23 protein-coding genes and 1 tRNA gene are annotated in these 24,738 nt (G+C 73.3%); 4 read left to right on the top strand and 20 right to left on the bottom strand.

The window, feature by feature from the left end; translation table 11 throughout:
* Positions 1 to 30: 30 nt before the first annotated feature.
* From ABD665_RS18555 to rsmI, 4 genes are all read right to left on the bottom strand, one after another.
* Complete coding sequence (locus ABD665_RS18555) at positions 31 to 1,119, bottom strand: ubiquitin-like domain-containing protein (RefSeq protein ID WP_204911124.1); 1,089 nt, start codon at positions 1,117 to 1,119, stop codon at positions 31 to 33.
* A gap of 197 nt (positions 1,120 to 1,316) precedes the next feature.
* Positions 1,317 to 1,961 (bottom strand): nitroreductase family protein, encoded by a 645-nt coding sequence (locus ABD665_RS18550; protein ID WP_204911123.1) that lies wholly within the window; start codon positions 1,959 to 1,961, stop codon positions 1,317 to 1,319.
* 1 nt (position 1,962) lies between these two features.
* A complete protein-coding gene (locus tag ABD665_RS18545) occupies positions 1,963 to 2,850 on the bottom strand; it encodes a TatD family hydrolase (protein WP_204911122.1) in 888 nt (295 codons plus the stop codon).
* A gap of 480 nt (positions 2,851 to 3,330) precedes the next feature.
* Positions 3,331 to 4,200 (bottom strand): 16S rRNA (cytidine(1402)-2'-O)-methyltransferase, encoded by an 870-nt coding sequence (gene rsmI, locus ABD665_RS18540; RefSeq protein ID WP_204911121.1) that lies wholly within the window; start codon positions 4,198 to 4,200, stop codon positions 3,331 to 3,333.
* A 154-nt stretch (positions 4,201 to 4,354) separates the two neighbouring features.
* Here rsmI and ABD665_RS18535 point away from each other — a divergent pair, with 154 nt between their 5' ends.
* The gene (locus ABD665_RS18535; protein WP_204913839.1) at positions 4,355 to 5,872 is read left to right on the top strand and encodes a dolichyl-phosphate-mannose--protein mannosyltransferase; all 1,518 of its coding nucleotides are present in this window, start codon (positions 4,355 to 4,357) and stop codon (positions 5,870 to 5,872) included.
* 93 nt (positions 5,873 to 5,965) lie between these two features.
* Here ABD665_RS18535 and ABD665_RS18530 read toward each other — a convergent pair whose 3' ends face one another.
* The 8 genes from ABD665_RS18530 to glp form a co-directional block, all read right to left on the bottom strand.
* Positions 5,966 to 6,718 carry a sugar transferase gene (locus ABD665_RS18530; RefSeq protein ID WP_204911120.1) on the bottom strand — a complete coding sequence of 251 codons (753 nt, stop codon included), beginning with the start codon at positions 6,716 to 6,718 and terminating at the stop codon, positions 5,966 to 5,968.
* Positions 6,719 to 7,162: 444 nt separating this feature from the next.
* On the bottom strand, positions 7,163 to 8,989 hold the full coding sequence (locus tag ABD665_RS18525) for a glycoside hydrolase family 15 protein (protein WP_344742701.1): 1,827 nt from the start codon (positions 8,987 to 8,989) through the stop codon (positions 7,163 to 7,165).
* Positions 8,990 to 9,065: 76 nt separating this feature from the next.
* Positions 9,066 to 9,141: transfer RNA gene (locus ABD665_RS18520), tRNA-Ala, on the bottom strand.
* A gap of 99 nt (positions 9,142 to 9,240) precedes the next feature.
* On the bottom strand, positions 9,241 to 10,032 hold the full coding sequence (gene sepX / locus ABD665_RS18515; RefSeq protein ID WP_204911119.1) for a divisome protein SepX/GlpR: 792 nt from the start codon (positions 10,030 to 10,032) through the stop codon (positions 9,241 to 9,243).
* A 110-nt stretch (positions 10,033 to 10,142) separates the two neighbouring features.
* Positions 10,143 to 10,799, bottom strand: coding sequence for a GNAT family N-acetyltransferase (locus ABD665_RS18510; RefSeq protein WP_204911118.1), 657 nt, complete (start codon positions 10,797 to 10,799; stop codon positions 10,143 to 10,145).
* 16 nt (positions 10,800 to 10,815) lie between these two features.
* Complete coding sequence (locus ABD665_RS18505; protein WP_344742698.1) at positions 10,816 to 11,289, bottom strand: MogA/MoaB family molybdenum cofactor biosynthesis protein; 474 nt, start codon at positions 11,287 to 11,289, stop codon at positions 10,816 to 10,818.
* Positions 11,286 to 11,813 (bottom strand): cyclic pyranopterin monophosphate synthase MoaC, encoded by a 528-nt coding sequence (gene moaC, locus ABD665_RS18500; RefSeq protein WP_204911117.1) that lies wholly within the window; start codon positions 11,811 to 11,813, stop codon positions 11,286 to 11,288. The genes ABD665_RS18505 and moaC overlap by 4 nt, the downstream gene beginning before the upstream one ends.
* Positions 11,810 to 13,129 carry a molybdotransferase-like divisome protein Glp gene (glp, locus tag ABD665_RS18495; RefSeq protein WP_204911116.1) on the bottom strand — a complete coding sequence of 440 codons (1,320 nt, stop codon included), beginning with the start codon at positions 13,127 to 13,129 and terminating at the stop codon, positions 11,810 to 11,812. Before glp ends, moaC begins: the two co-directional genes overlap by 4 nt.
* Positions 13,130 to 13,297: 168 nt before the next feature.
* Here glp and ABD665_RS18490 point away from each other — a divergent pair, with 168 nt between their 5' ends.
* The gene (locus ABD665_RS18490; RefSeq protein ID WP_204911115.1) at positions 13,298 to 14,098 is read left to right on the top strand and encodes a DNA-formamidopyrimidine glycosylase family protein; all 801 of its coding nucleotides are present in this window, start codon (positions 13,298 to 13,300) and stop codon (positions 14,096 to 14,098) included.
* A 127-nt stretch (positions 14,099 to 14,225) separates the two neighbouring features.
* Here ABD665_RS18490 and ABD665_RS18485 read toward each other — a convergent pair whose 3' ends face one another.
* The gene (locus ABD665_RS18485) at positions 14,226 to 15,905 is read right to left on the bottom strand and encodes a glycoside hydrolase family 13 protein (protein ID WP_344742692.1); all 1,680 of its coding nucleotides are present in this window, start codon (positions 15,903 to 15,905) and stop codon (positions 14,226 to 14,228) included.
* A 169-nt stretch (positions 15,906 to 16,074) separates the two neighbouring features.
* Here ABD665_RS18485 and ABD665_RS18480 point away from each other — a divergent pair, with 169 nt between their 5' ends.
* Positions 16,075 to 17,109: a substrate-binding domain-containing protein gene (locus ABD665_RS18480; RefSeq protein ID WP_204911114.1), complete on the top strand. Its 1,035-nt coding sequence runs from the start codon at positions 16,075 to 16,077 to the stop codon at positions 17,107 to 17,109.
* Positions 17,106 to 17,738 carry a 5-formyltetrahydrofolate cyclo-ligase gene (locus ABD665_RS18475; protein ID WP_204911113.1) on the top strand — a complete coding sequence of 211 codons (633 nt, stop codon included), beginning with the start codon at positions 17,106 to 17,108 and terminating at the stop codon, positions 17,736 to 17,738. The genes ABD665_RS18480 and ABD665_RS18475 overlap by 4 nt, the downstream gene beginning before the upstream one ends.
* A gap of 4 nt (positions 17,739 to 17,742) precedes the next feature.
* Here the strand turns inward: ABD665_RS18475 and ABD665_RS18470 are convergent, their stop codons facing one another.
* The 7 genes from ABD665_RS18470 to ileS form a co-directional block, all read right to left on the bottom strand.
* Entirely contained in the window at positions 17,743 to 18,036 is a 294-nt protein-coding gene (locus ABD665_RS18470; RefSeq protein WP_204911112.1) for an acylphosphatase, read from the bottom strand.
* The gene (locus ABD665_RS18465; RefSeq protein ID WP_204911111.1) at positions 18,033 to 18,950 is read right to left on the bottom strand and encodes a Rieske 2Fe-2S domain-containing protein; all 918 of its coding nucleotides are present in this window, start codon (positions 18,948 to 18,950) and stop codon (positions 18,033 to 18,035) included. Before ABD665_RS18465 ends, ABD665_RS18470 begins: the two co-directional genes overlap by 4 nt.
* The gene (locus ABD665_RS18460; RefSeq protein ID WP_204911110.1) at positions 18,947 to 20,134 is read right to left on the bottom strand and encodes an alcohol dehydrogenase catalytic domain-containing protein; all 1,188 of its coding nucleotides are present in this window, start codon (positions 20,132 to 20,134) and stop codon (positions 18,947 to 18,949) included. Before ABD665_RS18460 ends, ABD665_RS18465 begins: the two co-directional genes overlap by 4 nt.
* A gap of 91 nt (positions 20,135 to 20,225) precedes the next feature.
* Positions 20,226 to 20,420 carry a DUF2795 domain-containing protein gene (locus ABD665_RS18455; protein ID WP_204911109.1) on the bottom strand — a complete coding sequence of 65 codons (195 nt, stop codon included), beginning with the start codon at positions 20,418 to 20,420 and terminating at the stop codon, positions 20,226 to 20,228.
* A gap of 44 nt (positions 20,421 to 20,464) precedes the next feature.
* Positions 20,465 to 20,854, bottom strand: a complete 390-nt coding sequence (locus ABD665_RS18450) for a PIN domain-containing protein (RefSeq protein ID WP_204911108.1) — start codon at positions 20,852 to 20,854, stop codon at positions 20,465 to 20,467.
* Entirely contained in the window at positions 20,851 to 21,093 is a 243-nt protein-coding gene (locus tag ABD665_RS18445; protein ID WP_204911107.1) for a type II toxin-antitoxin system prevent-host-death family antitoxin, read from the bottom strand. The genes ABD665_RS18450 and ABD665_RS18445 overlap by 4 nt, the downstream gene beginning before the upstream one ends.
* Positions 21,094 to 21,139: 46 nt before the next feature.
* Positions 21,140 to 24,418: an isoleucine--tRNA ligase gene (ileS, locus tag ABD665_RS18440; protein ID WP_204911106.1), complete on the bottom strand. Its 3,279-nt coding sequence runs from the start codon at positions 24,416 to 24,418 to the stop codon at positions 21,140 to 21,142.
* Positions 24,419 to 24,738: the final 320 nt, after the last annotated feature.

Here is a 24,738-nt window from a genome sequence, read left to right as displayed (position 1 = left end):
GGACCCGCCCCCGACCGGGACGGGAGGTGCTCAGGCGCAGGACCAGGCGCTCAGCCCGGAGGCCTTGCGGACACGCTCGGCGACGGCGATCTGGGCCGCCTTGCTCTGCTGGTCCGGACGGCCGGTGCCGCCGTACGCGCGCCACGTCTGCAGGTTGAACTGCAGCCCGCCGTAGTACCCGTTGCCGGTGTTGATCGACCAGTTCCCACCCGACTCGCACCGGGCGATCTTGTCCCACAGGCCGACGTTCGCGACACCCGAGGTCGACGTCGAGACCTCCTTGGGCTTCGGGGCCTTGGTGCCGACGACCACGACGCGGGTCACGGGCTTGCGGGTGACGACCGACTTCGTGGCCTTGCGGCTCACCTCCTTGCCGTCGTGGGAGACCACGCGGTAGGTGGTGGTGCGGGAGCCGTCGCGCCCGGCGGTCGTGGTCTTCGTCTTGCCGCGCTCGAGCGAGGACGACTTCTTCTCGACGGTCTTGTGGTCCACGTCGCTGCGCTTGGTGGTCGAACGGACGTCGACGCGGGTGAAGCGGACCTTCGCGCCGTTCGTCAGCGTGGTCGTGACCGGCAGGCTGACCTCGTCGTCGGCGTCGGGGGTGATGCCCGCGGCCTTGAGCGCCATGCCCACGGTGGCACCGGTCGTGGTGAGCGTGCGCTTCTTGCCAGCGGCCTGGACGGTGACGCGCTTGGGCGTCGCCACGGAGACCGCAAGGCCCTCGCGGCCGATCGGCGCGCTGCGGCTGGTGGAGAGGTCGGCGCCGGTGGTGTCGAGGCCGAGCGCGGTGATCGCGCTGCCGACGTCGGTCGCGGTCGTCCACAGGGTCTGCGGCGCACCGTCGACGGTCACCGTCACCTGGCGCCCGTAGCGGACCGACACCAGGGTGCCGTCGTGCAGCTCGCTGGCCGCGGAGGGTGCGACCACGTCGTGCGGGCCGACGGTGATGTGCTGCGCGCCGAGCAGGTCGCCGACCGTCTGCGCGCTGGTGCTGACGACCTGGCCGGCCTGGCCGTCGACGGCCAGGGTGACGTCGGACCGCAGCCCGGCGTAGGCGAGGGAACCGCCGCCGACGGCGAGGACCGCCGCACCGGCGATCACGGGAACGATGGCGCGCACGCTGCTCCTGAGGGGCCCGAGGACGGGCCGGTCGAGTCAAGCGGCCGCTCCGGCCGCAAAGGTCACGGAACCATAACGAGACCCTGAGAGGACGTCAAACTTGACGTTTCTACGATCTCGGGCCGATCTCGACAGATCTCGGGCGCGGCGACGTGCACCACCTCGCAGAGGGAGCGCCGGGGAGACCGGACGCGGGGCTACCAGGCCCCGCGGTGGACGAGCTCGTCGGCGGGCCGACGGACACGGCGCGCGGGCGAGCCCCGGCTGCCGCGGTCCCCCTGCGTGACCGGGTGCCCGAGGCTCACGACGCCGACACCCAGCTGGTCCGGCGGGACCCCGAAGGCCGCGTGCACCGCCTCGACCCGGTCGACCGGCACGCCGAAGAAGCAGGCCCCGAGACCGAGGTCCACGGCGCGCAGCAGCATGGCCATCGCCGCCATGCCGGCGTCGACGAACCAGTACGGCGCCGACCAGCGGTCCTCGTCCCGGTCGGTCCAGCCCTTGTCGGGCTCGGCGTAGCGGTCGAGGTAGGCCTCCCGGCTGGTCAGCACGAGGACCAGGACCGGCGCCGTGCGCATGCCGTCGAGCCAGCGGTTCGGCCGCGCCACCGGCTCGGGCTCTTCGGGCCCGGACCCGGGCGCGGCGGGCACGGTCGCCGCCCAGAAGCGCTCCCGCTCCTCCGGCGCCTCGAGCACGAGGAGGGCGACGCCCTGGGTGAACCCGGCGGACGGGGCCCGGAGCGCTGCGGCGAGCACAACCTCGAGCGCCTCGGCGTCGACGGGGAGGTCCGGGTCGTAGCGCCGGACCATCCGCCGCCGGGCCAGGACGTCGGCGAGCTCCACCTCAGGCGCCCGGCCGGGCCGCGTCGTACACCGGCCACGAACCGCCCAGGGCGACGTCGGCGTTCGCGTCGAGCGCGCGGCACAGCTCGTCGAGCGGGATCGCGCGGACCTCCGCCATGGCGCGCGCGGTGACGGGCACGAGGTAGGAGGCGTTCGGCCGCCCGCGGAACGGCGTCGGCGTGAGGAACGGGGCGTCGGTCTCGACGAGGACCCGGTCGAGCGGGGTGATCGCGAGCGCCCGGCGCAGGTGCGCGTTCGCCTTGAAGGTCACCGTGCCCGCGAAGGAGAGGTGCGCGCCGCGGTCGAGGCAGGCCCGCGCGAACGCTTCGTCGCCGCTGAAGCAGTGCATGACCACGCGGTCCGGCACCCCCTCGGCGTCGAGCACGTCGAGGACGGCGGCGTGCGCGTCGCGGTCGTGGATGACCAGCGTCCGGTCGTACGCCTTCGCGAACGCGATGTGCGCGGCGAAGGACTCGCGCTGCACGGCCTGCCCGGCGGACTCGGGCGTCCGGAAGAAGTCGAGCCCGGTCTCCCCCACCACCCGCACCTCCGGGTCCCCGGCGAGCGACTCGACGACCGCGAGCCCTTCGTCCAGGGCGCTGCGGGAGAGGAGGCCGAGCCGCGCGGCGTCGTTCGGGTGCAGGGCGACGCCGGCTACGACGGACGGCTGCGTACGGGCGAGGTCCACGGCCCAGCGCGACTGCTCCACGTCGCAGCCGATCTGCACGATCCGGGTGACCCCGACCGCGGCCGCGCGAGCCAGCGCGTCCTCGGCGTCCAGTCCCGAGAACTCCTCGGTGATGTCGAGGTGGCAGTGGGTGTCGACCACCGGCCCCGGCAGGGGGTCGGGCGCGTCGGGGAGCTCGGTCCGGTCGGTCTTGCGTTCCACGTGCCGATCCTCTGCCACGACCCCTGAGCTTGTCGAAGCACGACGCCCCCTGAGCTCGTCGAAGGGCCCGGAACGGCTCGGCACTCCCGACGAGACGAGGACCCGACCTCTTCGAGGCCCTTCGACAGGCTCAGGGGGCGCGTCGCCCTTCAACGCCCCCTGAGCTCGTCGAAGGGCCCGGAACGGGTCGGCGCTCCCGACGAGACGAAGACCCCGACCTCTTCGAGGCCCTTCGACAGGCTCACGGGGCGTGTCGCCCTTCAACGCCCCCTGAGCTCGTCGAAGGGCCCGGAACGGGTCGGCGCTCCCGAGGAGACGAGGACCCCGACCTCTTCGAGGCCCTTCGACAGGCTCAGGGGGCGCGTCGCCCTTCAACGCCCCCTGAGCTCGTCGAAGGGCCCGGAACGGGTCGGCGCTCCCGAGGAGGCGAGGACCCCGACCTCTTCGAGGCCCTTCGACAGGCTCAGGGGGCGTTCATGCCTAGGTCTTGACCGGGCGCCGGGTCAGCTCCAGCGCGGCCGCGTACAGGGCGTTGCGCGCGATGCCCTCGCGCTCGGCGACCTCGGCGACGGCGGGCTTGAGGCGGGCGCCGGCGGCGACGAGGTCCGCCACCTCGGCCGCGGCGGCGTCCAGGTCGACGACCCGGGCCTCGGCGCCGGCCACGACCAGCGTGACCTCGCCGCGCACCTCGGCGGCCGCCCAGGCGGCGAGCTCGGCCAGCGGTCCGCGCACGACCTCCTCGTAGGTCTTGGTCAGCTCGCGGCAGACCGCGCCGGAGCGGCCGGGCCCGAAAGCCTCGACCATCGCGGCGAGCGTCTCCGCCGTCCGGTGCGGGGCCTCGAAGAAGACCATCGTGCGCGGCTCCTCGGCGAGCGCGGCGAGCTGGCGGGAGCGCTCACCGGCCTTGCGGGACAGGAAGCCCTCGAAGCAGAAGCGGTCGACGGGCAGGCCGGAGACGGCCAGCGCGGTGAGCACGGCGGACGGCCCGGGGACGGCCGTCACGCGGACCCCGGCCGCGACGGCGGCGGCGACCAACCGGAAGCCGGGGTCGGACACTGAGGGCATCCCGGCGTCGGTCGCGACGACGACGCGGGCGCCGCCGGTCAGGGCCTCGACGAGCTCGGGCGTACGGGTGGCCTCGTTGCCCTCGAAGTAGGACACGACCCGGGCGGAGGTGGTGACGCCCATCCGCTGCAGCAGCGCCCGGAAGCGCCGCGTGTCCTCCGCGGCGATGACGTCGGCGCCGGCCAGCTCGGCCCGGAGGCGGGGCGAGGCGTCGGCCACGTCGCCGATCGGCGTCCCGGCGAGGACGAGGACGCCCGGCTCGGCGGCGGTTCCGGTCTCCTGCACGCCGTCAAGGATCACAGAGATCACAGGGAGCGCTGACTACAGTGTCGACGTGACGCGGCCGGTGCTGGAGCTTGCGCCCCCCGCGGAGGACCAGCCGCCCGTCCCGGCCGCCGTGCCGACCCCGGCGAGCACCGTGGACCGGCTGCGCGACCCGATGCCGGCCGACCGGCTCCGCGGCTGGGTGGTGACGCTGCTCGTCACCGCCGTCGCCTTCGTGCTGCGCCTGCCCAACCTCGCCTACCCGAACAAGCTGGTCTTCGACGAGACCTACTACGCCAAGGACGCGTACTCGCTCCTGAAGTTCGGCTACGAACGCAACTGGGCCGAGGACGCGAACGCCCAGATCACGGCGGGCAACGTCGACGTGATGCAGCGCACCGCCGAGTTCGTGGTGCACCCGCCCGTCGGCAAGTGGCTGATCGCCTTCGGCGAGCACTTCTTCGGCATGACCTCGTTCGGCTGGCGCGTCGCGCCGCTCGTCTTCGGCACCCTGCTGGTGCTCGTGCTGATCCGGCTCGTCCGACGGGTTTCCCGCTCCACGCTGATCGGCGGCCTGGCGGGTCTGCTGCTGGCCGTCGACGGGCTGGCGTTCGTCATGTCGCGGACGGCGCTGCTGGACGTGTTCGTCGCCTTCTTCACCGTCGCCGCGGTCGCCTGCCTGGCCGCGGACCGGGACTGGTTCCGCGGCCGCCTCGCCGCCGACCTCGTACGCCGCGGGGTCCCCGACCTCGGTCGACGCTTCGGGCCCGCGCTGGTCGTCCGACCGTGGCGGCTCGCGGCCGGGGTCTGCTGGGGGCTGGCGCTCGGCACCAAGTGGAACGCGCTCTACGTCGTCGCCGCCTTCGCGCTGCTCAGCCTGGCCTGGGACGTGGGCGCCCGACGCCTCGCCGGCGCCGGCCCGCGCGCGAACCTGGCCGTGCTGCGCGACGGGATCCCGGCGTTCGTGTCGCTCGTGGTCGTGCCGCTCGGGGTCTACGTCGCGACCTGGGCCGGGTGGTTCGCCACGTCCGGCGGCTACGACCGGCAGTGGGGCTCGCAGCACCCGGAGGCGGGCACGACGAAGGCGTTCGGGGAGACGCTGGCGTCCTGGCTGCACTACCAGCGCGACATCTGGAACTTCCACACCGGCGACTTCATCAACCACGCCGAGCACGCCTACCGCGCCGACCCCTGGGGCTGGCTGCTCGTCGCCCGCCCGATCGGGATCGACGCCGTCAACAACATCGCGCCGGACACCGACGGCTGCGTCGGCCCGGACAACTGCATCCGGGTGATCAGCGGGATCGGCACCCCGATCCTCTGGTGGGTCGCCGTCCTCGCCCTGGTCGCCGCGCTCCTGCTCTGGGTCGGCGGGCGCGACTGGCGCTTCGGCATCCCCGTCGTCGGCGTCGCGGCGGGCTGGCTGCCGTGGTTCCAGTACGACTCGCGCCCGCTGTTCTTCTTCTACGCCATCATGATCATCCCGTTCTCGGTGATGGCCGTGGCGCTCGTCGCCGGCCGCCTGCTCGGCGACGCCCGTTCCGGGGACCGGCGCATGCTCGGCGGGATCCTCGTCGGCGTCTTCGTCGCGGTCGTGGTCGCGAACTTCGCCTACCTCTACCCGATCCTCACCGACGAGCTGCTCCCCTACCCCCGCTGGCTGACCCGGATGTGGTTCCGCAGCTGGATCTAGCCGCCGGCGAGGCCCTCCGGCGGAAGACCCGGGACGCAGCAGAGCGGGCCCGGCTCCCCCGAGGTGCCGGACCCGCTCTGTGTTCGTGGGGGCTCAGCGAGCCCCGTCGCGGGCCATCACCGTGCCGACGGTGCGGACCAGGATGGCCAGGTCCATCGTCAGGCGCCACTGCTGGACGTAGTGGCGGTCCAGGCCGACCCGGGTGTCGTACGAGGTGTCGCTGCGGCCGGAGACCTGCCAGAGGCCGGTGATGCCGGGGCGGACGGCGAGGTAGGAGACGGCGTCGGTGCCGTAGCGCTCGAGCTCGGCGGTGACGATCGGGCGGGGGCCGACGAGGCTCAGGTGGCCCAGCAGCGCGTTGACCAGCTGCGGGAGCTCGTCGAGGCTCGTGGCGCGGAGGAAGTGGCCGAGGCGGCTGACGCGGGGGTCGTCCGCGACCTTCTGCTCGAGGGCGAACTCGGCGACGAGGTCCGGGCGACCCATGGCCAGGAAGGCCTGCTCGGCCGTGGCGTACGGGCGGGTCGGACCGGTGGAGTACTGCCAGCGCATCGAGCGGAACTTCAGGACGCCGACCGCGCGGCCGCCGCGGCCCACGCGCTGCTGCCGGTAGAGCACCGGACCGGCCGGGTCGGTGACCTTGACGAGCAGCGCGACCGCCAGGAGCAGCGGGGCCAGCAGGAAGAGCCCGACGAGGGAGCCGACGATGTCGATGCCCCGCTTGATCACGGCGGAGACCCCGGCCGGACCCTGCTGCACGACGGCGGACCCGGCGCTCCAGGCCTCGACGGTGTGGGCCGCACGGTGCTGGAGGGCGAGGCTGCTGTTCTGCTCGGCGAGGAGAGTCATCGGGGGTGCTCCTGGTTCGGTGTGCGGCCTCGTTGACCGCACGAGAAGCATCGAGCGGCCGACTTCGTTCAGGCTTCAACCACTCTCAGAGCCAGCCCAGGTCTCCCTCAAGATGTGAGTCGTTCTCAGGAAGGCTCAAGGAACCCTCAGCCCGAGGGGCGGCAGGAGCCTCAGGGTCGCCTCAGGACGGCTCCTGAGGCGATGACAACGTTGCCGACAAGGTTGTCGGGGACCTCTGCCGCGGCTGGAGCGGAGGCAGGCCGCTGAGGCGCTCTCAGGTTCGGCCGGCCCGCTCCGGGGTCGAGGCGACCCCCTGGCGCGCGCAGGAGCCCCTGCCGGGGCCGAGAAGCAGCGGTCCCCTGGACGGCGCCCACGATCCTCCGCGGGCACGGCGCCGAGGTCACCGACGGGGCCGCGTGCCCCGTCGGTCGCCCGCCCGCGGCGTCAGGGCAGCTGGCGGTCGAGGTTGTGCGCGGCGCTGATCAGCGCCAGATGGGTGAAGGCCTGGGGGAAGTTGCCGAGCTGCTCGCCGTTGAGGCCGATCTGCTCCGCGAAGAGGCCGACGTGGTTGGCGTAGGTCATCATCTTCTCGAGCGCGAGGCGGGCGTCGGCGAGCCGGCCGACCCGGGTGAGCGCCTCCACGTACCAGAACGAGCAGAGCGAGAAGGTGCCCTCCGCGCCCTCGACGCCGTCGGGTGCCGCCTCCACGTCGTACCGGAACACGAGGGTGTCGGTGACCAGGCGTTCCTCGATGACCTTGAGCGTCGAGAGGAAGCGCGGGTCGAGCGGGGCCAGGAACTTGACCTGCGGCAGCAGCAGGAGCCCGGCGTCGACCTCGTCGGAACCCTCGTACTGCGTGAACGTCTGCCGCTCGGCGTCCCAGGACCGTTCCATGACGCTCGCGTAGATCTCGTCGCGGACCCGCGACCACGCCGTGATGTCGCCGGGCAGGCCCCGCTGCCGCGCCACCCGGATCGCGCGCTCGATGGCGACCCACTCCATGATCCGCGAGGTCGTGTGCTTGCGCGGCTCGTCGCGCGACTCCCACATGCCGGCGTCGGGGGCGTCCCAGTGCCGCATCAGCCAGTCGACGAGGCGGGTCAGGTCGCGCCAGGCGTCGTAGCTGATCCCCGGGCCGTACTTGTTGAACAGGTAGACCGAGTCGATCAGGTCGCCGTAGATGTCGAGCTGGAGCTGGCCGGAGGCCGCGTTCCCGACGCGGACGGGCTTGGAGCCGGCGTAGCCGTCGAGATGGTCGAGCTCGATCTCGGTGTCGGGGATCCGGCCGTCCAGGTCGTAGAGCACCCGCAGCGGACCGAGCTCCTCGGAGCTGGAGGCGTCCTGCTCCCCCAGCCGCTCGGACAGCCAACGGATGAAGGCGCCCGCCTCGTCGAGGAACCCGAGCCGCAGCAGCGCGTACAGGCTGAAGCCGGCGTCGCGCACCCACACGTAGCGGTAGTCCCAGTTCCGGGAGCCGCCGATCTGCTCGGGCAGGCTGGTCGTGACCGAGGCGACGATGCCCCCGCTCGGCTCGTGGCAGAGCATCTTCAGCGTGAGCGCCGACCGCTCCACCGCCTCGCGCCACCGCCCGCGGTAGGTGGACTGCGCGATCCAGCCCTGCCAGAACGCGTTCGTCGCGTCGAAGAGCGCGTCCGCGCCCGAGCCCGACGACGGCACGAACTCCTCGTCGGGGTCGAGGACCTCCAGCTCGAACAGCGCCCGGTCGCCGCCCGTCAGGTGCAGGTCGGCGACGACGTCGTCGCCCTCCACCCGCACCTCCGCCGTGGTGCTGAGCCCGAGCCGGATCGACGCGCTCTCGATGAGCACGCCCCCGTCGACCTGGTGCAGCGTCGGCCGCTCGCGCGCGTAGTCGGGACGCACCGCGAGGCGCATCCGCAGCCGGAGGTCGCCGCGCACGCACTGGACCCGGCGCACGATCCGCTGCCGGTGCTCGTCGTCGTGGGCCTTCACCACCGGCATGAAGTCGTGGACCTCGACCATGCCCTGGTCGGCCAGGAAGCGCGTGTTGAGGATGTTCGAGTCGGGGAGGTACGCCTGGTGCGTCCGGATGCCGCCGTCGACCGGGGCCAGGTCCCACGAACCGCCGCGCTCGGCGTCCAGGATCCGGGCGAACACGCTCGGCGAGTCGAAGCGCCCGGCGCAGAACCAGTCGATGCTGCCGTCGGTGGCGACCAGCGCGGCCGTACGGAGGTCGCCGATCATGCCGTGCTCGGCGATCGTCGGCGGCGGGGGCAGGGCGTCGTCGGTCACGGGAACAGCCTGCCAGGCCGCTCGTCCGGACCCGGAGAGCGAGACGGCCCGCCCAGGTGGGCGGGCCGGTCATCGGTGGTGGAGCCTAGGGGATTCGAACCCCTGACCTTCTCATTGCGAACGAGACGCGCTACCAACTGCGCCAAGGCCCCGAAGTCGACCGGCGAACCGATCGGTGACGAACTTTACCATCACCCGGAGCCGCTCCCGCCGTACGGACGACGGTCAGCAGCAGCCCCGAGGCGCCGGACTCAGGCCGAGGCCGCCTGCGGGCCGCCGGTCTGCTCCTGCGGGGCGCCGGCCTCGACGGTCGTCTCCTCCGGCGCGTCGGCCGTGACGGGGACGGTCTGGCGGCCGGACGACGTGACGTCGGGGGCCGAGAGGTCGATCGTGCGGACGGTGCGCGGCGCGAGCGGCTTGGAGACGTACGTGGGCATCGTGATGGGCAGCGGGTCCCACAGGCCGGGCTTGCCGTCGGCGTCCTTGGACTCCTTGGCGGCCTTCTTGGCCTTGGCCTTCTTCTCCTTGCCCTCGACCGCCGCGTCCTTGCGGCTGATCATCACGGTCTTCTCGTCGCTGCCGCGGGAGATGGAGACGTAGCGGGCGTCGAGGTCACGCCGCATCGCCCGGACGCTGACGCGGGACACGACGACGAAGAGCAGCACCAGGCCACCGGGGATCGCCACGGTCCACCAGGGCACCCAGCTCATCGAGGCGACGCTGATGACGGCGCAGAGGACGGCGAACAGGCCGGAGAGCACGCGACGGCGGCGCGAGGCGGCGACGCGCTCGAGGCGGCGCAGGTCGGCGATCGCGGCGCGGCGGGTGACCGGGGTCGAGACCTCGAACTCCCGCAGCTCGGCCAGGTCCTGGTCGAGCAGCGGCGCGGTGCCGTGCCGCAGGATGCGTACGGAGTCGGAGAAGGGGTCCACCGCCTCCCGCTCCACGTCCGGCTCGCCCTCACGGCGGCGCACGAAGTGCGGCACCAGATAAGCGAGCCAGGCGATCGCGATCCCGGCGAAGATCAGACCCGTCGTCCCCACGCAGCGAACGGTATTTGGTGCGCCCGACGGCGGAGCCCACCTGGGGCGGTGTGTCGCGTGATCATTGCGTGACCCACGCCCGGCCCGAGGTCACGTTCCGGTCGCGGGGCTCAGAGGACCTGGGGCGGCCGGGGTCCGCGCAGGGCCTCGTAGCGCCGCAGCAGGCCCTCGCCGACCTCCTCGGCGTTGAGCGCGAACACGAGGTGGTCGCGCCAGTCGCCGTCGATGTGCAGGTAGCGCGGCCGCAGGCCCTCGGGACGGAACCCGAGCTTGGTCACGACGCGCAGGCTCGCGGCGTTCTCGGGGCGGATGGCGATCTCGATGCGGTGCAGCCGCATCACCGAGAAGCAGTAGTCGACCGCCAGCGCGACGGCGGTCGGGATGATCCCGCGCCCCGCGAGCCGCTGGTCGACCCAGTAGCCGATCTGGCCCCAGGACGCCGAGCCGCCGACGATCCCGCTCACGGTCAGCTGGCCGGCGAGCTCGGGCGCCCGTCCGGGCTGCTCCTCGTAGAACACGAGCCAGGGCAGCATCCGGTCGTCGCGCGCCTGGCGCCCCAGCGAGCGGACGAGGGCGGCGTACGAGGTGGGTCCCAACGAGGAGCCGGGCGGGAGCGTGGCCTCCCAGGGCTTGAGCCACGCGGCGTTGCGGCGCCGGACGCGCTCCCAGGCGACCTGGTCGCGGCGGCGCATGGGCGACAGCACCACCCTGTCGTGCCGCAGGCTGACCGGCCAGTGGTGCGAGCCGTAGCTGTACCCGGAGCTCATGACCCGGCCACCCGCACTAGTGGTCGCCGCCGCGCAGCTGGCTGACCGCGTGCTGGAGCACCGGGGCCAGCACCGCCATGCCGTCGCGCGCGCCGCCGCTGGAACCGGGCAGGTTGACGATCAGCGTCCGTCCGGCCGTGCCCGCGAGCCCGCGGCTCAGCGTGGCCGTCGGCACCCCGTGGGCGACCCCGTACGCCGCCACCGCCGCGCTCAGCTGCGGGATCTCGCGCTCGAGCACGGCTCGGGTCTGCTCGGGGGTGTGGTCGTGCGGGTTCAGCCCGGTGCCGCCGGTGGTCAGCACGACCGCGTGGCCCGCGGCCACCGCGTCCCGCAGCGCCGCCCCGACCTCGTCGCCGTCGGGGACCACGACGGGTTCGCCGACCTCGAAGCCGCACTCCCGCAGCCCGGCGACGAGCACCGGACCGGAACGGTCCTCGTAGACGCCCGCGGAGGCGCGCGTGGAGACGGTCACGACCAGCGCCGTGTTCACGGAGCCACCGCTCCGGCCTCGCCGGCCCGGCGGTAGTCGCCGCTGCGCCCGCCCGACTTGGCCACCACCCGGATGTCGGTGATGGTCGCGTCGCGGTCGATCGCCTTGACCATGTCGACCACCGCGAGGCCGGCGACGCTGACCGCGGTGAGGGCCTCCATCTCGACGCCGGTGCGCTCGTTCGTCTTGACCGTGGCGCGCAGGTCGACGCCGTCGTCGGTCACCTCGGCCACCACGTCCACGCCGCTGATCATGAGGGGGTGGCAGAGCGGCACGAGCTCCGGGGTCTTCTTCGCCGCCATGATCCCGGCGATGCGGGCGACCGCGAGGGCGTCACCCTTGGGCACGTCCCCGGACCTCAGCGCCGCGACGCAGGCGGCGCTGAGCCGGACCCGCCCGGCCGCGGTGGCCGTACGGACGGTGACGGGCTTGTCCGACACGTCGACCATGCGGGCCTCGCCGGCGGCGTTGAGGTGCGTCAGGCCCCCGGCGCCCGCGGCGTCGGGGCCGGTGGGAGCGGTCATCGCGGCAGGTCCAGCGGCCAGACCTCGAGCTCCGTGCCCGCGGCGACGAAGTCGGTGTCGGCCGGGAGCACGACCAGGGCGTCGGCCTTGGAGAGGTCACCGAGCAGGTGCGACCCGTGGCCGCCGACGAGCGACACGGTCCGCGCGCCGGTCTCGTCGGCGGCGATCACGCCGCGGGCCAGCTGGGTGCGGCCGGGGATCGAGCTCATCGCGTGGGCGGCGGCGCAGCGCACGCCCGGGCGGACGTACGGGGTGAGGCCCATCAGCTTGCGGATCACCGGGCGGACGAAGGCCTCGAAGGACACGAACGCGCTGACCGGGTTGCCCGGCAGCATGATGATCGGCGTCCGGTCCTCCCCGATCAGCCCGAACCCCTGGGGCTTGCCCGGCTGCATCGCGACGCCCGCGAAGTCGGTGGCCCCGAGCTCGGGGAGCACCGCCTTGACGATGTCGTAGTCGCCCTGGCTCACGCCGCCGGTGGTGAGGATGAGGTCGGCGCGGACGAGCTGGTCGTAGACGAGCTGCTTGAGCGCGGCCGGGTCGTCGCCGACGTGACCGACGCGGAACACCTGTGCGCCGGCGTCCTTGGCCGCGGCCGCGAGCAGGTAGGAGTTCGAGTCGTAGATCTGCTCCGGGCTGAGCGCGAGGCCCGGGTCGACGAGCTCGGAGCCGGTCGAGATGACCACGACGCGGGGGCGCGGCCGCACCATCACCTTGTCGATCCCGACGGCGGCGAGCAGCCCGACGTCGCGGACGCCGATGCGCGAGCCGGCGGCCAGGATCAGGTCGCCGACGCCGACGTCCTCGCCGCGGCGGCGGATGTGCTGGCCGACGGAGCTGGGCACGGTCACGGTGACGTCGGTCGAGCCGCGGTCGGTGGCCTCGTACGGGACGATCGCGTCCGCGTCGCCGGGCACGGGAGCGCCGGTCATGATCTTCATGACCGTGCCGGGCGAGAGCCGGTGCGGGGCCGCCCCGCCCGCGGGCACCTCCCCCACGACCGGCAGCCGGACGGGCCGCACGTCGGTGGCGTACTGGACGTCGGCCGCGCGGACCGCGTACCCGTCCATGGCGGAGTTGTCGAAGCGCGGCAGGTCGATCCCCGAGACGACGTCCTCGCAGATGCTGAGGCCGAGCGCGTCCAGGACGTGCTGGCCGAAGGGCATCAGCTCCTCGACGCAGCCCAGGAGGTAGTCACGGTGCTGCTCGAGCGTGCGCAGGCCGTTCGGGCCGGGGACGGGCGGCTCCGGGAGCACCGCGACCTCGGGCACGTGCCGCAGCGCCTCGTCGTTCTTCTTGCGTCCGAAGAGGGGCATGACCGGCACCCTACGGCGGGCACCGAACCGTGCTCGGGACCCTCGCCGGGGTCTGCGGGACGCCGCCGCGCGTCCGCGGCGGCGAGGGCGTACGAAGCATGGGGGTGCGCCCGGACCGGGCGCGCCTAGGCTCGGCGCTCGTCAGGCCGACGAGCGAAGGAGCTGCCGGTGCCGGAGGGGCACACGATCCACCGACTGGCCCGTCGCCACAAGGCGATGTTCGCAGGGCACGAGGTGGTCGCCACGAGCCCCCAGGGCCGGTTCGCGGAGGGCGCGGAGCTGCTGAACGGGCGTGTGCTGGAGACCACGGACGCCTGGGGCAAGCACCTGTTCCACCGCTACTCCGGCAACCTCTATCTGCACGTGCACCTCGGGCTCTACGGCAAGTTCGCCGACGGGCCGCTGCCCGCGCCCGAGCCCCGCGGGGCCCTGCGCCTCCGGCTCGAGGGGGCCGGGCAGTACCTCGACCTGCGCGGGGCCACGCGCTGCGAGGTCGTCACCGCGGAGGAGAAGGCCGAGGTCACCGCCGCGCTCGGCCCGGACCCGCTGCGCCCGAAGACCGACCCGACGCCGGCCCGTGAGCGGATCGGCAAGAGCCGCGTGGCGATCGGCGCGCTGCTGATGGACCAGCACGTGCTGGCCGGGATCGGCAACGTCTACCGGGCGGAGATCCTCTACCGCCACGGCGTGAACCCCTACATCCCCGGCCGCGAGCTCGAGCCCGCGGTGTTCGACGACATGTGGGTCGACCTCATCAAGCTGATGCAGGCGGGCGTCCGCGCGGGCCGGATCGTCACGACGGACCCCGAGGACCGCAGCCGGCGCTCCGGCCGTGCGACCAAGGCCGACTCCTACTACGTCTACCGCCGCACCGACGAGCCCTGCCGCCGCTGCGACACCCCCATCGCCCACGCGGTGATGGTCGCGCGCAACCTCTTCTGGTGCCCGCACTGCCAGCCGGCGCTCTGACGGAGGCGACACCCGTTCGCTCATTCCGCCCCGTGGGACCTCGACCTGCACGCCGTCTGAACCCTGCGACGGCAACGGGGACGATCCGGCACCTGTGCGGTGCCGAACCGTCCCCGCTCCCGGAACCTCAGTCCTGCGGCCAGTCCGTCAGCCAGGCGCTGGCCTCGCCGGGCAGCTGCCCGTCCACGACCGGGGCGCTCGCGACGCGGACGACGCCGGCGGGGAGGGCGTACGGCTCGGTGCCGAAGGTCGTCACGCAGTGCCAGCCGCCGGGGCGGACGAAGTGCACGACGTCGGGCCGACCGGTCTCGACCCAATCCAGGGTCTCCTCGGTCTGCAGCGCGCGGCGCGTGCGCAGCGCGGAGCGGTAGAGCTCGAGCGTCGAGGCGTCGTCGCCGACCTGGCGGTCGACCGCCGCGTCCGACCAGCCGGCCGGCTGCGGGAGCCAGCTGGAACCCGAGCCGAAGCCGTACGACTCCCCCTCGGCCGTCCAGGGCAGCGGGACCCGCGAACCGTCGCGACCCTTCTTCGTGTGCAGCGTGCGGAGCCAGATCGGGTCCTGCAGCACCTCGGCCGCCAGGTCGGCGACCTCCGGCAGGCCCAGCTCCTCGCCCTGGTAGAGGTACGCCGAACCCGGCAGCGCGAGCATGAACATCACGGCGGCGCGCGCCCGTCGCAGGCCCTGTGCCTCGTCGAGCACGGTGCCCCGGCCGTCGGTCATGAGCCACGCGTCGAGGTCGGTGCCCGCGGGCAGGCCGTAGCGGGTAGCGTGCCGCACCACGTCGTGGTTGGACAGCACCCACGTCGACGACGAGCCCACCGTGGCGGCCTGCGCGAGGCAGAACTCGACGACCTCACGGAACTCGGTCGCGTCGAAGTCGGCCTTGAGCAGGTCGAAGTTGAACGCCTGGCCCAGGCCTGTCGGACGGGCGTAGAGCGCCCGCCGCTCCGGCGCGGAGAAGGCCTCGGCGACGGCGGTGCGCGGCGGGTCGTACTCCTCGAACACCGCGCGCCACTCGGCGTAGATCTCGTGCACCGCGTCGCGGTCGAAGAGCGGGTCGCTGCCGTCGGTCGGCAGCACGCCCGGCGTCTCCGGCTTGCTGCGCAGCGGCTCGGACAGGTCCTTGGCCAGCGCGTGCGCCACGTCGACCCGGTAGCCGTCGACGCCCCGGTCGGCCCAGAAGCGCAGCGTGGTCTTGAACTCCTCGTGCACCTCCGGGTTGTCCCAGTTGAGGTCGGGCTGCTCGGGGGCGAAGAGGTGGAGGTACCACTGCCCGGGGGTGCCGTCCGCGTCGACCAGGCGGGTCCAGGCCGGCCCGCCGAAGTGGCTCGTCCAGTCCGACGGCGGCAGCGAGCCGTCCGGGCCCTGCCCGTCGCGGAAGACGTAGCGGTTGCGCGCGGCCGAGCCCGGTGCGGAGGCCAGCGCCTCGCGGAACCACACGTGCCGGTCCGAGGTGTGGTTCGGCACGATGTCGACGACGATCTTGATGCCGACGGCGTGCGCCGCCCCGACCAGCGCGTCGAAGTCGGTGAGCGTGCCCAGCTCGGGCGCGACGTCGCGGTAGTCGTCGACGTCGTAGCCGCCGTCGGCCAGCGCGGACGGGTAGAACGGGCTCAGCCAGATGGCGTCGACGCCCAGCTCGGCGAGGTAGCCGATGCGCGAGGTGACGCCGGGGATGTCCCCCACGCCGTCGCCGTTCGTGTCGGCGAAGCTGCGCGGGTAGACCTGGTAGACGACCGCCTGGCGCCACCAGGTGGCGTCGGTCTTGGGGTCCGGGGCGAGCAGCACGGGCTCGGAAGAGGGCACGACGGTTCCTCGGCGGGGAGTGGGTGGACGCGAGCGGCGGTACGATGCAAGCGCTTGCACGTTCAGCCTACGGACGGGCGGACGGTTCGCGCAAAGGCCCCGGGCGAGGGCCGGCCGTTATCCTGCTCACAGTCGCCCGGGTCCGCGTACGCGGGGAGAAGGGGGCAGCGTGCCGACCTCGGACAGCCACGCGAGCATGGCCGACGTCGCCCGTCGCGCCGGTGTCTCCGTGGCCACGGTGTCCCGCGCGCTGCACGGCTCCCCCCTGGTGTCGGTCGAGACGGCCGCCCGCGTGACGGCCGCCGCCGAAGAGCTCTCCTTCGCCATCTCCCGGGTCGCCTCCGGGCTGGCCAGCGGGCGGCTCGGCCGCATCGGCCTGCTCCTCGGGGGGCCGCTGCACGGCTGGTTCAACGGGACGGTCATCGACGCCGTCCACGACCGGCTCACGCCGGCGGACGTCGAGCTGACGATCTTCCGGATCCGCGACCGGGCCGAGCGGGACGTGTTCTTCACCCGGCTCCCCGCCCGGCGCAACGTCGACGCGCTGATCGTCGCCTCCTTCGCCCTCACCGGCGCCGAGCACACCCGCCTGCAGACCCTCGGCGTGCCGCTCGTCTACCTCAACCAGCGCGTCCGGGGCGTCCCCAGCGTCGCGATCGACGACGTCGCGGGGGCCCGCGACGGCGTCCGCGGCCTGCTCGGGCTCGGGCACCGCCGGATCGCCTTCGTGCGCTCGGTCCAGCGGAACCCCGGGTTCCGCTACAGCGCCGACCGGCGGGTCGAGGGCTTCCGTAGCGCGATGGCCGAGGCGGGCGTGGCCGAGCGGGACCAGCTCGTGGTCGACGCCCACGACCTCGACGCCGGCGACGAGGTGCTCGCCACCGTGCTGACGCGGTCCGAGCCCCCGACCGCCGTGGCCGCCGACTCCGACGAGCTCGCGATCGGCATCCTCGCGGCCGTGGTCCGGGCGGGCCTGCGGGCACCGGACGACCTGTCGCTGCTCGGGTTCGACGACCACGCGCTCGCGGGGCGCCTCGGGCTGAGCACCGTGGCGCAGCCGGCCGCACTCACCGCCGGCGAGGCCGCGGACCTCGCGCTGACGCTCGCCGCCGGACGCGTCCCGGCCCGCCGCACGATCGTCGTGCCCACCCGCCTGATCCTGCGCCGGACCACCGGCCCCGTCGCGCCCCGGGCGGCCGCGTGACCAGCGCCGACGCCGACCTGGCGGCGCTCGCGGCGGCCAAGCGGCAGCTGCGGGCGGCGGTCCGGCTGCGGCGGGCCTCCCGGAACCCGGAGGAGCGCGCCGCCGGCGACGAGGCCCGGTTCGCGGTGCTGGTGGCCGCGCTGGCCGACCGGCTGCCGGACACGGTCGCGGCCTACCTCTCGGCGGAGGACGAGCCCGACACCCTGCGGCTGGTCGGCTGGCTCGCGGCCCGTCGGGTGCGGGTGCTGCTGCCGCTGCTCACCGACGGCTCGGGCGGACGCCTCCCGGAACCGGCCTGGGCCGCGTACGAGGGTCCCGACGCGCTGCGCGTCGGTCCGCTCGGGCTGCTCGAGCCGACGACCACCCCGCTCCCGGCCCGACAGCTGCCCGAGGCCGAGCTGGTCGTGTGCCCGGGGTTCGCCGCGAACGCCCACGGCGACCGGCTCGGCCGGGGCGGCGGCTGGTACGACCGCGCGCTGGTGCACGCCGGGCAGACCTCGCCGGTCGTCGTCCTGCTCAACCGCGACGAGGTCCTCGAGGCCATCCCGGCGCAGCCGTGGGACCGCCGGGTGGACCGCATCGCCACGCCGGACGGGCTCGTCGACTGCGAGCCCCCGTACGCCGGCTGACGCCTCAGCGGACCTCGAACGTCCCCTCGCCGGTGGGCGCGGAGGGGGTGACCGCCACGTCGTCGACCGACGCCAGCAGCGGCCCGCGACGCATCCACGCCTCGACCTCGTCGACCGCGGTGCGCGGCCCCTCGAGCTCGGCGACGACCGAGCCGTCGGGCAGGTTCCGCACCCACCCGACGACCCCGTGCGCCTCCGCCTGACGCCGCGTGCTCTCCCGGAACGTCACGTTCTGGACCCGGCCCGTCACGACCACGCGGTCACGAACGACGGCCCGGTCCGGGGCCGGGACGCTCACACGCCGACGGGGTTGGTTCGCAGCGTGCGCTCCTCGTCGGAGCGACGCACCAGGACCTGGCCGTCGCGCTCGGTGGTCTCGTAGACCAGCTGCGGCCGGGTGGCCGGGCCGCGCAGGACCCCGCCGTCCAGGTCGAACTCGCTCTGGTGCCACGGGCAGACGATGCAGCCGTCGACCAGCTCGCCCTCGTGCAGCGGGCCGCCGCGGTGCGCGCAGCGGTCGGCCAGCGCCACGACCTGCCCGTCCGCGCGGCGGGTGAGCACGACCGGCACGCCCGCGGCGTCACCGCCCGTGAGCTCGCCGACGCGCACCTCGGACGCGGCCGCCGCCGGCGTCCACTCCTCCGCGGTGTGCTGGAACGCGGTGGTGTCCACGCCGACGCCGAGCGCGTAGGACAGGTGCCCGCCGAGCCAGCCGCCGACGCCCATCGTGGTCGCGCCGACGACGGACCAGGCGACGCCCCGGCCGTGGTTGCCACGGTGCCGCTCCCACCAGCTGAGCGCGTACGCCCCGAGGGTGAGCGAGTTGCTCGTGGCGTGCACGAGCCCGACGCGCTGCTCGGCGCCGTTCGTGTAGGCCCAGTCCGAGCCGCCCGTGGCCATCGTCGGCAGCGCGCCGAGGATGCCCATGGCGATCAGCCGCTTGGCGCCCTTGCGGTCGCCGACCACGTCGAACGCGGCGGCGGCCGTCCACGAGCCGATGGGCACGGTCACCAGCAGCGGGTGCAGCGGGTGGCCGAGGAAGGTCCCGCTCGCCAGGTTCTTCCACCAGGGCAGCGCGTGCCCCAGCGCCTTCTCCGCGGCCGCGACCGGCGCGCTCACCTGGTCGAGGAACTCGGCGTGCTCGATGAGCCCGACGACCCGGTCGAGCAGCTTGGTCAGCGGCGTCGCCGCGGTGAGGTCGGCGCGGCTCACGGGTTGAGCACGACCTTCACGCAACCGTCTTCCTTGTTCTGGAAGATCTCGTACGCGTGCGGCGCCTCCTCGAGCGACAGGTGGTGCGTCGCGAAGGTGTCGACGCCGAGCGGGTCGTCGTCGGTCAGCAGCGGGAGGATGTCGGGCACCCACCTCAGGACGTTCGCCTGGCCCATCCGCAGCTGGATCTGCTTGTCGAACAGCGTCATCATCGGCATCGGGTCGGCCATGCCGCCGTAGACGCCACTCAGGGAGATGGTGCCGCCGCGGCGGACGAGCTCGATGGCCGAGTACAGCGCCGCCAGCTTGTCCACGCCGGCCGTCTTGAAGATCGGCTGCGCCACGGCGTCCGGCAGCAGGCCGGCCATCTTCTGGGCCAGGGCCGCGCTCGGCGAACCGTGCGCGTCGAGCCCCACCGCGTCGATGACGGCGTCGGCGCCGCGGCCGTCGGTCATGCTCTGCACGACCTCGAGCAGGTCGTCGCCGTGCTCGTTCAGGTCGATGACCTCGACGCCGCGGGCCTTCGCCCGGGCGAGGCGCTCCGGCACGAGGTCGACGCCGATGACCTTGCGGCCCGGGTCGTTGTGCATGGCGATGCGGCAGGCCATGTCGCCGATCGGGCCGAGCCCGAGGACGAGCAGGGTGCCGTCGGCCGGGCACTCCGCGTAGGTGACGGCCTGCCAGGCGGTCGGGAGCACGTCGGACAGGTAGACGAACCGGTCGTCCGCCGGGCCCTCGGGCACCTTGATGTGGGTGAACTGCGCCTGCGGCACGCGGAGGTACTCCGCCTGGCCGCCGGGCACCTGCCCGTAGAGCTTGGAGTAGCCGAACAGCGCGGCACCCGAGCCCTGGTCGCGGACCTGGGTCGTCTCGCACTGCGTGTAGAGACCCCGCCGGCACATCCAGCAGTGGCCGCAGGAGATCTGGAACGGGAGCACGACCCGGTCGCCGACCTTGAGGTCGCCGACCTCGCTGCCGACCTCCTGGACGATGCCCATGGGCTCGTGGCCGAGGACGTCGCCGCGGTCCATGAACGGACCGAGCGTCTCGTAGAGGTGCAGGTCGGACCCGCAGATGTTCGTGCTGGTGATCTTGACGATCGCGTCGGTCGGCTGCTCGATCCGCGGGTCGGGCACCTCCTCGACCGAGACCTTCCGCTTGCCCTGCCAGGTGACGGCGCGCATGGCCGCTCCTTCCGTTCGTGGGATGGGCCGTTCGTGGGGGAGCTCCGAGGGCGTCGCCGCGCCACCGGTGGCGGGCGACGACGCGGCAGCCTCAGCTGTCGGAGCTGATCTCCTTGGTCACGCCGTTCGGGCCGCCGAACTCGCGGTCCGGCAGGTCGTTGAGGAAGGTCATGACCTCGTCGTCGGCACCGTTGTCCTTGGCCGTGGCGATCAGGGAGTCCTTGCTGGCGGGATAGCTCGCGCCCTTCAGGGCCTTCTGCAGGTGGATCGGATTGATGTCAGCCATGTTCGATGGTTACCCGGGCCACCCCACCCGCAATCAGCGGGTGGTCAGCGGCCGACCACGCGCGCGAACGACCCAGCGGCCCGGCTGAGCCGGTCGTCGTCGGTCCACAGCTCGTCGCACCCGCCCTCGAGCGCCGCAGCCAGGTGGATGGCGTCGGAGGTCTTCAGGCGGTGCTCCGCGCGCAGGAGCGCAGCGCGTTCGAAGACCGGACGGGTCAGCGGCAGCAGCGCCATCGCCCCGAAGGCACGCTCGTAGTCGTCCCGGAGACCCTCGTCCGCGTCGCGCGCCGGGCCGACGAGACACTCCATCACCACCAGCCCGGAGACGGCCAGCGACGCCTGGCCGGCTCCGGCCACGGCCGCCCGCACCCCGGCGTGCGCGGAGGACTCCGGCTCGACCAGGTAGATGACGAGGCACGAGTCGAGGTAGATCACTCCCAGGAGTCCCGCTGCTCCTGGATCGCCACGTCGATCTGAGCAGCGCTGCGCCGTCGGCCTCGGCGGGGCGCGGCGTCGAGCGCCGCCAGCAGGTCGTGCCCGGTGGTGCCCCTGATGGGCACCAGCCGCGCCACCGGCCTGCCGTGGCTCGCGATCACGACCTCCTCGCCGTCCTGCACGTCGCGCAGGAGCTGCGAGAGGTTGTTCCGCGCCTCACGAACGCTGACCTGGCCCATGGCGTCCTCCGCCGCTCGTCGTAGCCACAAGTGTAGCCACGCAAGCTCAGGCCCGGCGGACCGTGAGCTGCACCTTCTGGTCGACCCCGACCGTCGCCGTGGTGGCCTCCGCGCCGAGCGGGGCGCCGACCTCCAGGCTGGCGGCGAGCACCTCGCGGGCGACGAGGTCGCGGTGCTGCTCGAGCGCGGCCCGGACGTCGTCGTCGCCGCCGAGGACGAGGGCGATCCGGTCGCTCACGTCCAGCCCGGCCTCGCGCCGCGCCTGCTGCACGGCCCGGACGACGTCGCGGGCGAGGCCCTCGGCGGCGAGCGCGGGCGTGACCTCGGTGTCGAGGACGACGAACCCGCCGCCGGGCAGCATCGAGACCGCCTGGTGACCGCCCGAGCGGGACTCGTCCACCTGGGTGACCAGGGCGTACTCCCCCTCCTCCAGCGCGATGCCGCCGGCGGTGACGACGCCCGCGTCGTCGACCGACCAGTCGCCGCTCTTGCTGCCCCTGATCGCCTGCTGCACCGCCTTGCCGAGCCGCGGCCCGGCGGCGCGGGCGTTCACCTGCAGCACCTGGCGCACCCCGAACGACGCGGCGCCCTCGTCGGTCGACGACGTCAGGTCGAGCGCCCGGACGTTCAGCTCGTCGCGGACCAGGTCCGCGAACGGCGCGAGCGCGGCCGCGTCCTCCGCGACCACCGTCAGCCGGGTGAGCGGCAGGCGTACGCGCAGCCCCTCGGCCTTGCGCAGCGCCGAGCCGGTCGAGCAGACCTCCCGTACGCGGTCCATCGCCGCCGTGAGCGCCTCGGCCCCGTCGACCGCGTCGGCCGGCGCCGGCCAGTCGGCCAGGTGCACGGAACGTCCGCCCGTCAGCCCGCGCCAGACCTCCTCGGTCACGAGCGGCAGCAGCGGTGCGGCGACCCGCGTGAGCGTCTCGAGCACCGTGAAGAGCGTGTCGAAAGCGGCGTGCGACTCCTCGGAGTCGCCGTCCCAGAAGCGGTCGCGCGACCGGCGGATGTACCAGTTGCTCAGCACCTCGACGAAGCCGCGGACCGCGTCGCAGGCGGCCGCGACGTCGAGCGCGTCCAGCCGTGCGGTGACGTCGGCGACGAGCGCGTCCAGCTTGCCGAGGACGTAGCGGTCGAGCACGTGCTCGGAGTCGCGGCTCTCCTTGGCCTCGTAGCCCGCGCCGCCGTTCGCCGCGTTGGCGTAGAGGGTGAAGAAGGAGTACGCGTTCCAGAGCGGGATCATCGCCTGGCGGACGCCCTCGCGGATGCCCTGCTCGGTGACGACCAGGTTGCCGCCGCGCAGGATCGGGCTCGACATGAGGAACCAGCGCATCGCGTCGGCCCCGTCGCGGTCGAAGACCTCGCTCACGTCGGGGTAGTTCCGCAGCGACTTGCTCATCTTGGCGCCGTCGCTGCCCAGCACGATGCCGTGGCTGATGCAGCTCGAGAAGGCGGGCCGGTCGAAGAGCGCGGTGGCCAGCACGTGCATCGTGTAGAACCAGCCGCGCGTCTGCCCGATGTACTCGACGATGAAGTCGCCCGGGTAGTGGTGCTCGAACCAGCCGGCGTTCTCGAACGGGTAGTGCACCTGCGCGTAGGGCATCGAGCCCGAGTCGAACCAGACGTCGAAGACGTCCCCGATCCGGCGCATGCGCGACCTCCCCGTCGGGTCGTCGGGGTTGAGCCGGGTGAGCTCGTCGATGAACGGCCGGTGCAGGTCGGTCACCTCGACCCCGAAGTCGGCCTCCAGCTGCGCGATCGAGCCGTAGACGTCGGTCCGGGGGTAGGCGGGGTCGTCCGAGACCCAGATCGGGATCGGCGTGCCCCAGTAGCGGTTCCGGCTGATCGACCAGTCGCGGGCGCCGGCCAGCCACTTGCCGAACTGCCCGTCCTTGACGTGCTCGGGCACCCAGGTGATCTGGGAGTTGAGCTCGCCCATCCGGTCCTTGATCTTGGTGACCTCGACGAACCAGCTCGAGACCGCCTTGTAGATCAGCGGGTTCCGGCAGCGCCAGCAGTGCGGGTAGGAGTGGGCGTACGACTCCTGGCGCAGCAGCACCGTGCCCGCGGTGACGCTGCCGACCGGGGTCGCGGGGTCGCGCGTGACGGCCTTGAGGTCGTCGATGATGTGCGGGTTCGCGTCGAAGACGAGCATCCCGGCGTACTCCTCGACGGGCCAGGTGAACTTCCCGTCCGGCCCGACGGGCATGACCGCCTCGATGCCCTCGCGGTCGGTGACCTCCTTGTCCTCCTCGCCGAAGGCGCCCGCGCTGTGCACCAGCCCGGTGCCCTCGTCGGTGGTGACGAAGTCGGCCACGACGATCCGGTGCGCGCGCGGCTGGCCGGCGTAGTAGGAGAACGGCGGCGCGTACGAGCGCCCGACGAGGTCCGCACCGGTGAGGCGCTCGACCACGCGGGAGCGCCAGTCGAAGTCCTTCTCCCTGGCGGCGTCGCCGAAGAGCTCGCGCGCGTACGCGGCGACCCGCGCCTCGCCGATCACGTAGCGCTCGGTGGTGCCGGTGAAGTCCGACTCGACGACGACGTAGTCGATCTCCGGGCTGACCATGATCGCCAGGTTGCTGGGCAGGGTCCACGGCGTCGTGGTCCAGATGAGCGCGAGCTCGCCGGTCTCGAGCCGGAAGCCGACGGTCACGGCCGGGTCGTTGCGGACCTGGTAGACGTCGTCGTCCATGCGCAGCTCGTGGGTGGAGAGCGGCGTCTCGTCGTTCCAGCAGTAGGGCAGGACGCGCCAGCCCTCGTAGACCAGGCCCTTGTCGTAGAGCGTCTTGAACGCCCACAGCACCGACTCCATGTAGTCGGGCTCGAGGGTCTTGTAGTCGTTCTCGAAGTCGACCCAGCGGGCCTGGCGGGTGACGTAGGCCTGCCACTCGTCGGTGTAGCGCAGCACGGACTCGCGGCACGCGGCGTTGAACTTCTCGACGCCGAGCTCCTCGATGTCGGCCTTGGTCTTCAGCCCGAGCTGGCGCATCGCCTCGAGCTCGGCCGGCAGGCCGTGGGTGTCCCAGCCGAAGCGGCGCTCGACGTGGCGTCCGCGCATCGTCTGGTAGCGCGGCACGACGTCCTTGACGTAGCCGGTCAGCAGGTGGCCGTAGTGCGGCAGGCCGTTGGCGAAGGGCGGGCCGTCGTAGAAGACGAACTCGTTCGCCCCGTTCGCGCCCGTCGGGTTGCGCGCGACCGAGGCCCGGAACGTGTCGTCGGCCTTCCAGAAGGCCAGCACGCCCTCCTCGACCTTGGGGAAGTCGGGGCTCGACGGCACCCGCGCGCCCGAGCCGGTCGCGGGGCTGGTGGTCTGCTTCGGGTACGTCATGCCGGGGTTCCTTCGTCGTGCTCGTGCCTGCTCGGACACGAGGACGACACGCCCTCCGGACCCGGAGAGACGCGCCGCGGTACCACCCCGCTTGACGGCCCACCTGCGCGGCCGCCCGCTCGTACGGGCTGTCACGGGCCCACCCGTCCGGTTCTACTGGGGCCCGCCTGCTCGGCCCGTTCTTCCGGAGGCTCGCCGGTGATGGCCGGGTCGACGCCTGCTGGCGCCCAGTCTAGCGAGCGGCGCGCCCGTCGGCACGCGGGTTCCGAGCTCCGCGAGCGCCAGCGAGTGGAGGTCATCGGGGGGTGTGGGGGGTCGTC

The organism is Microlunatus spumicola (genome assembly GCF_039536445.1).
GTDB classification, from domain to species: Bacteria; Actinomycetota; Actinomycetes; order Propionibacteriales; family Propionibacteriaceae; genus Microlunatus; species Microlunatus spumicola.
This window is presented reverse-complemented; position numbering and strand designations above follow the sequence as displayed.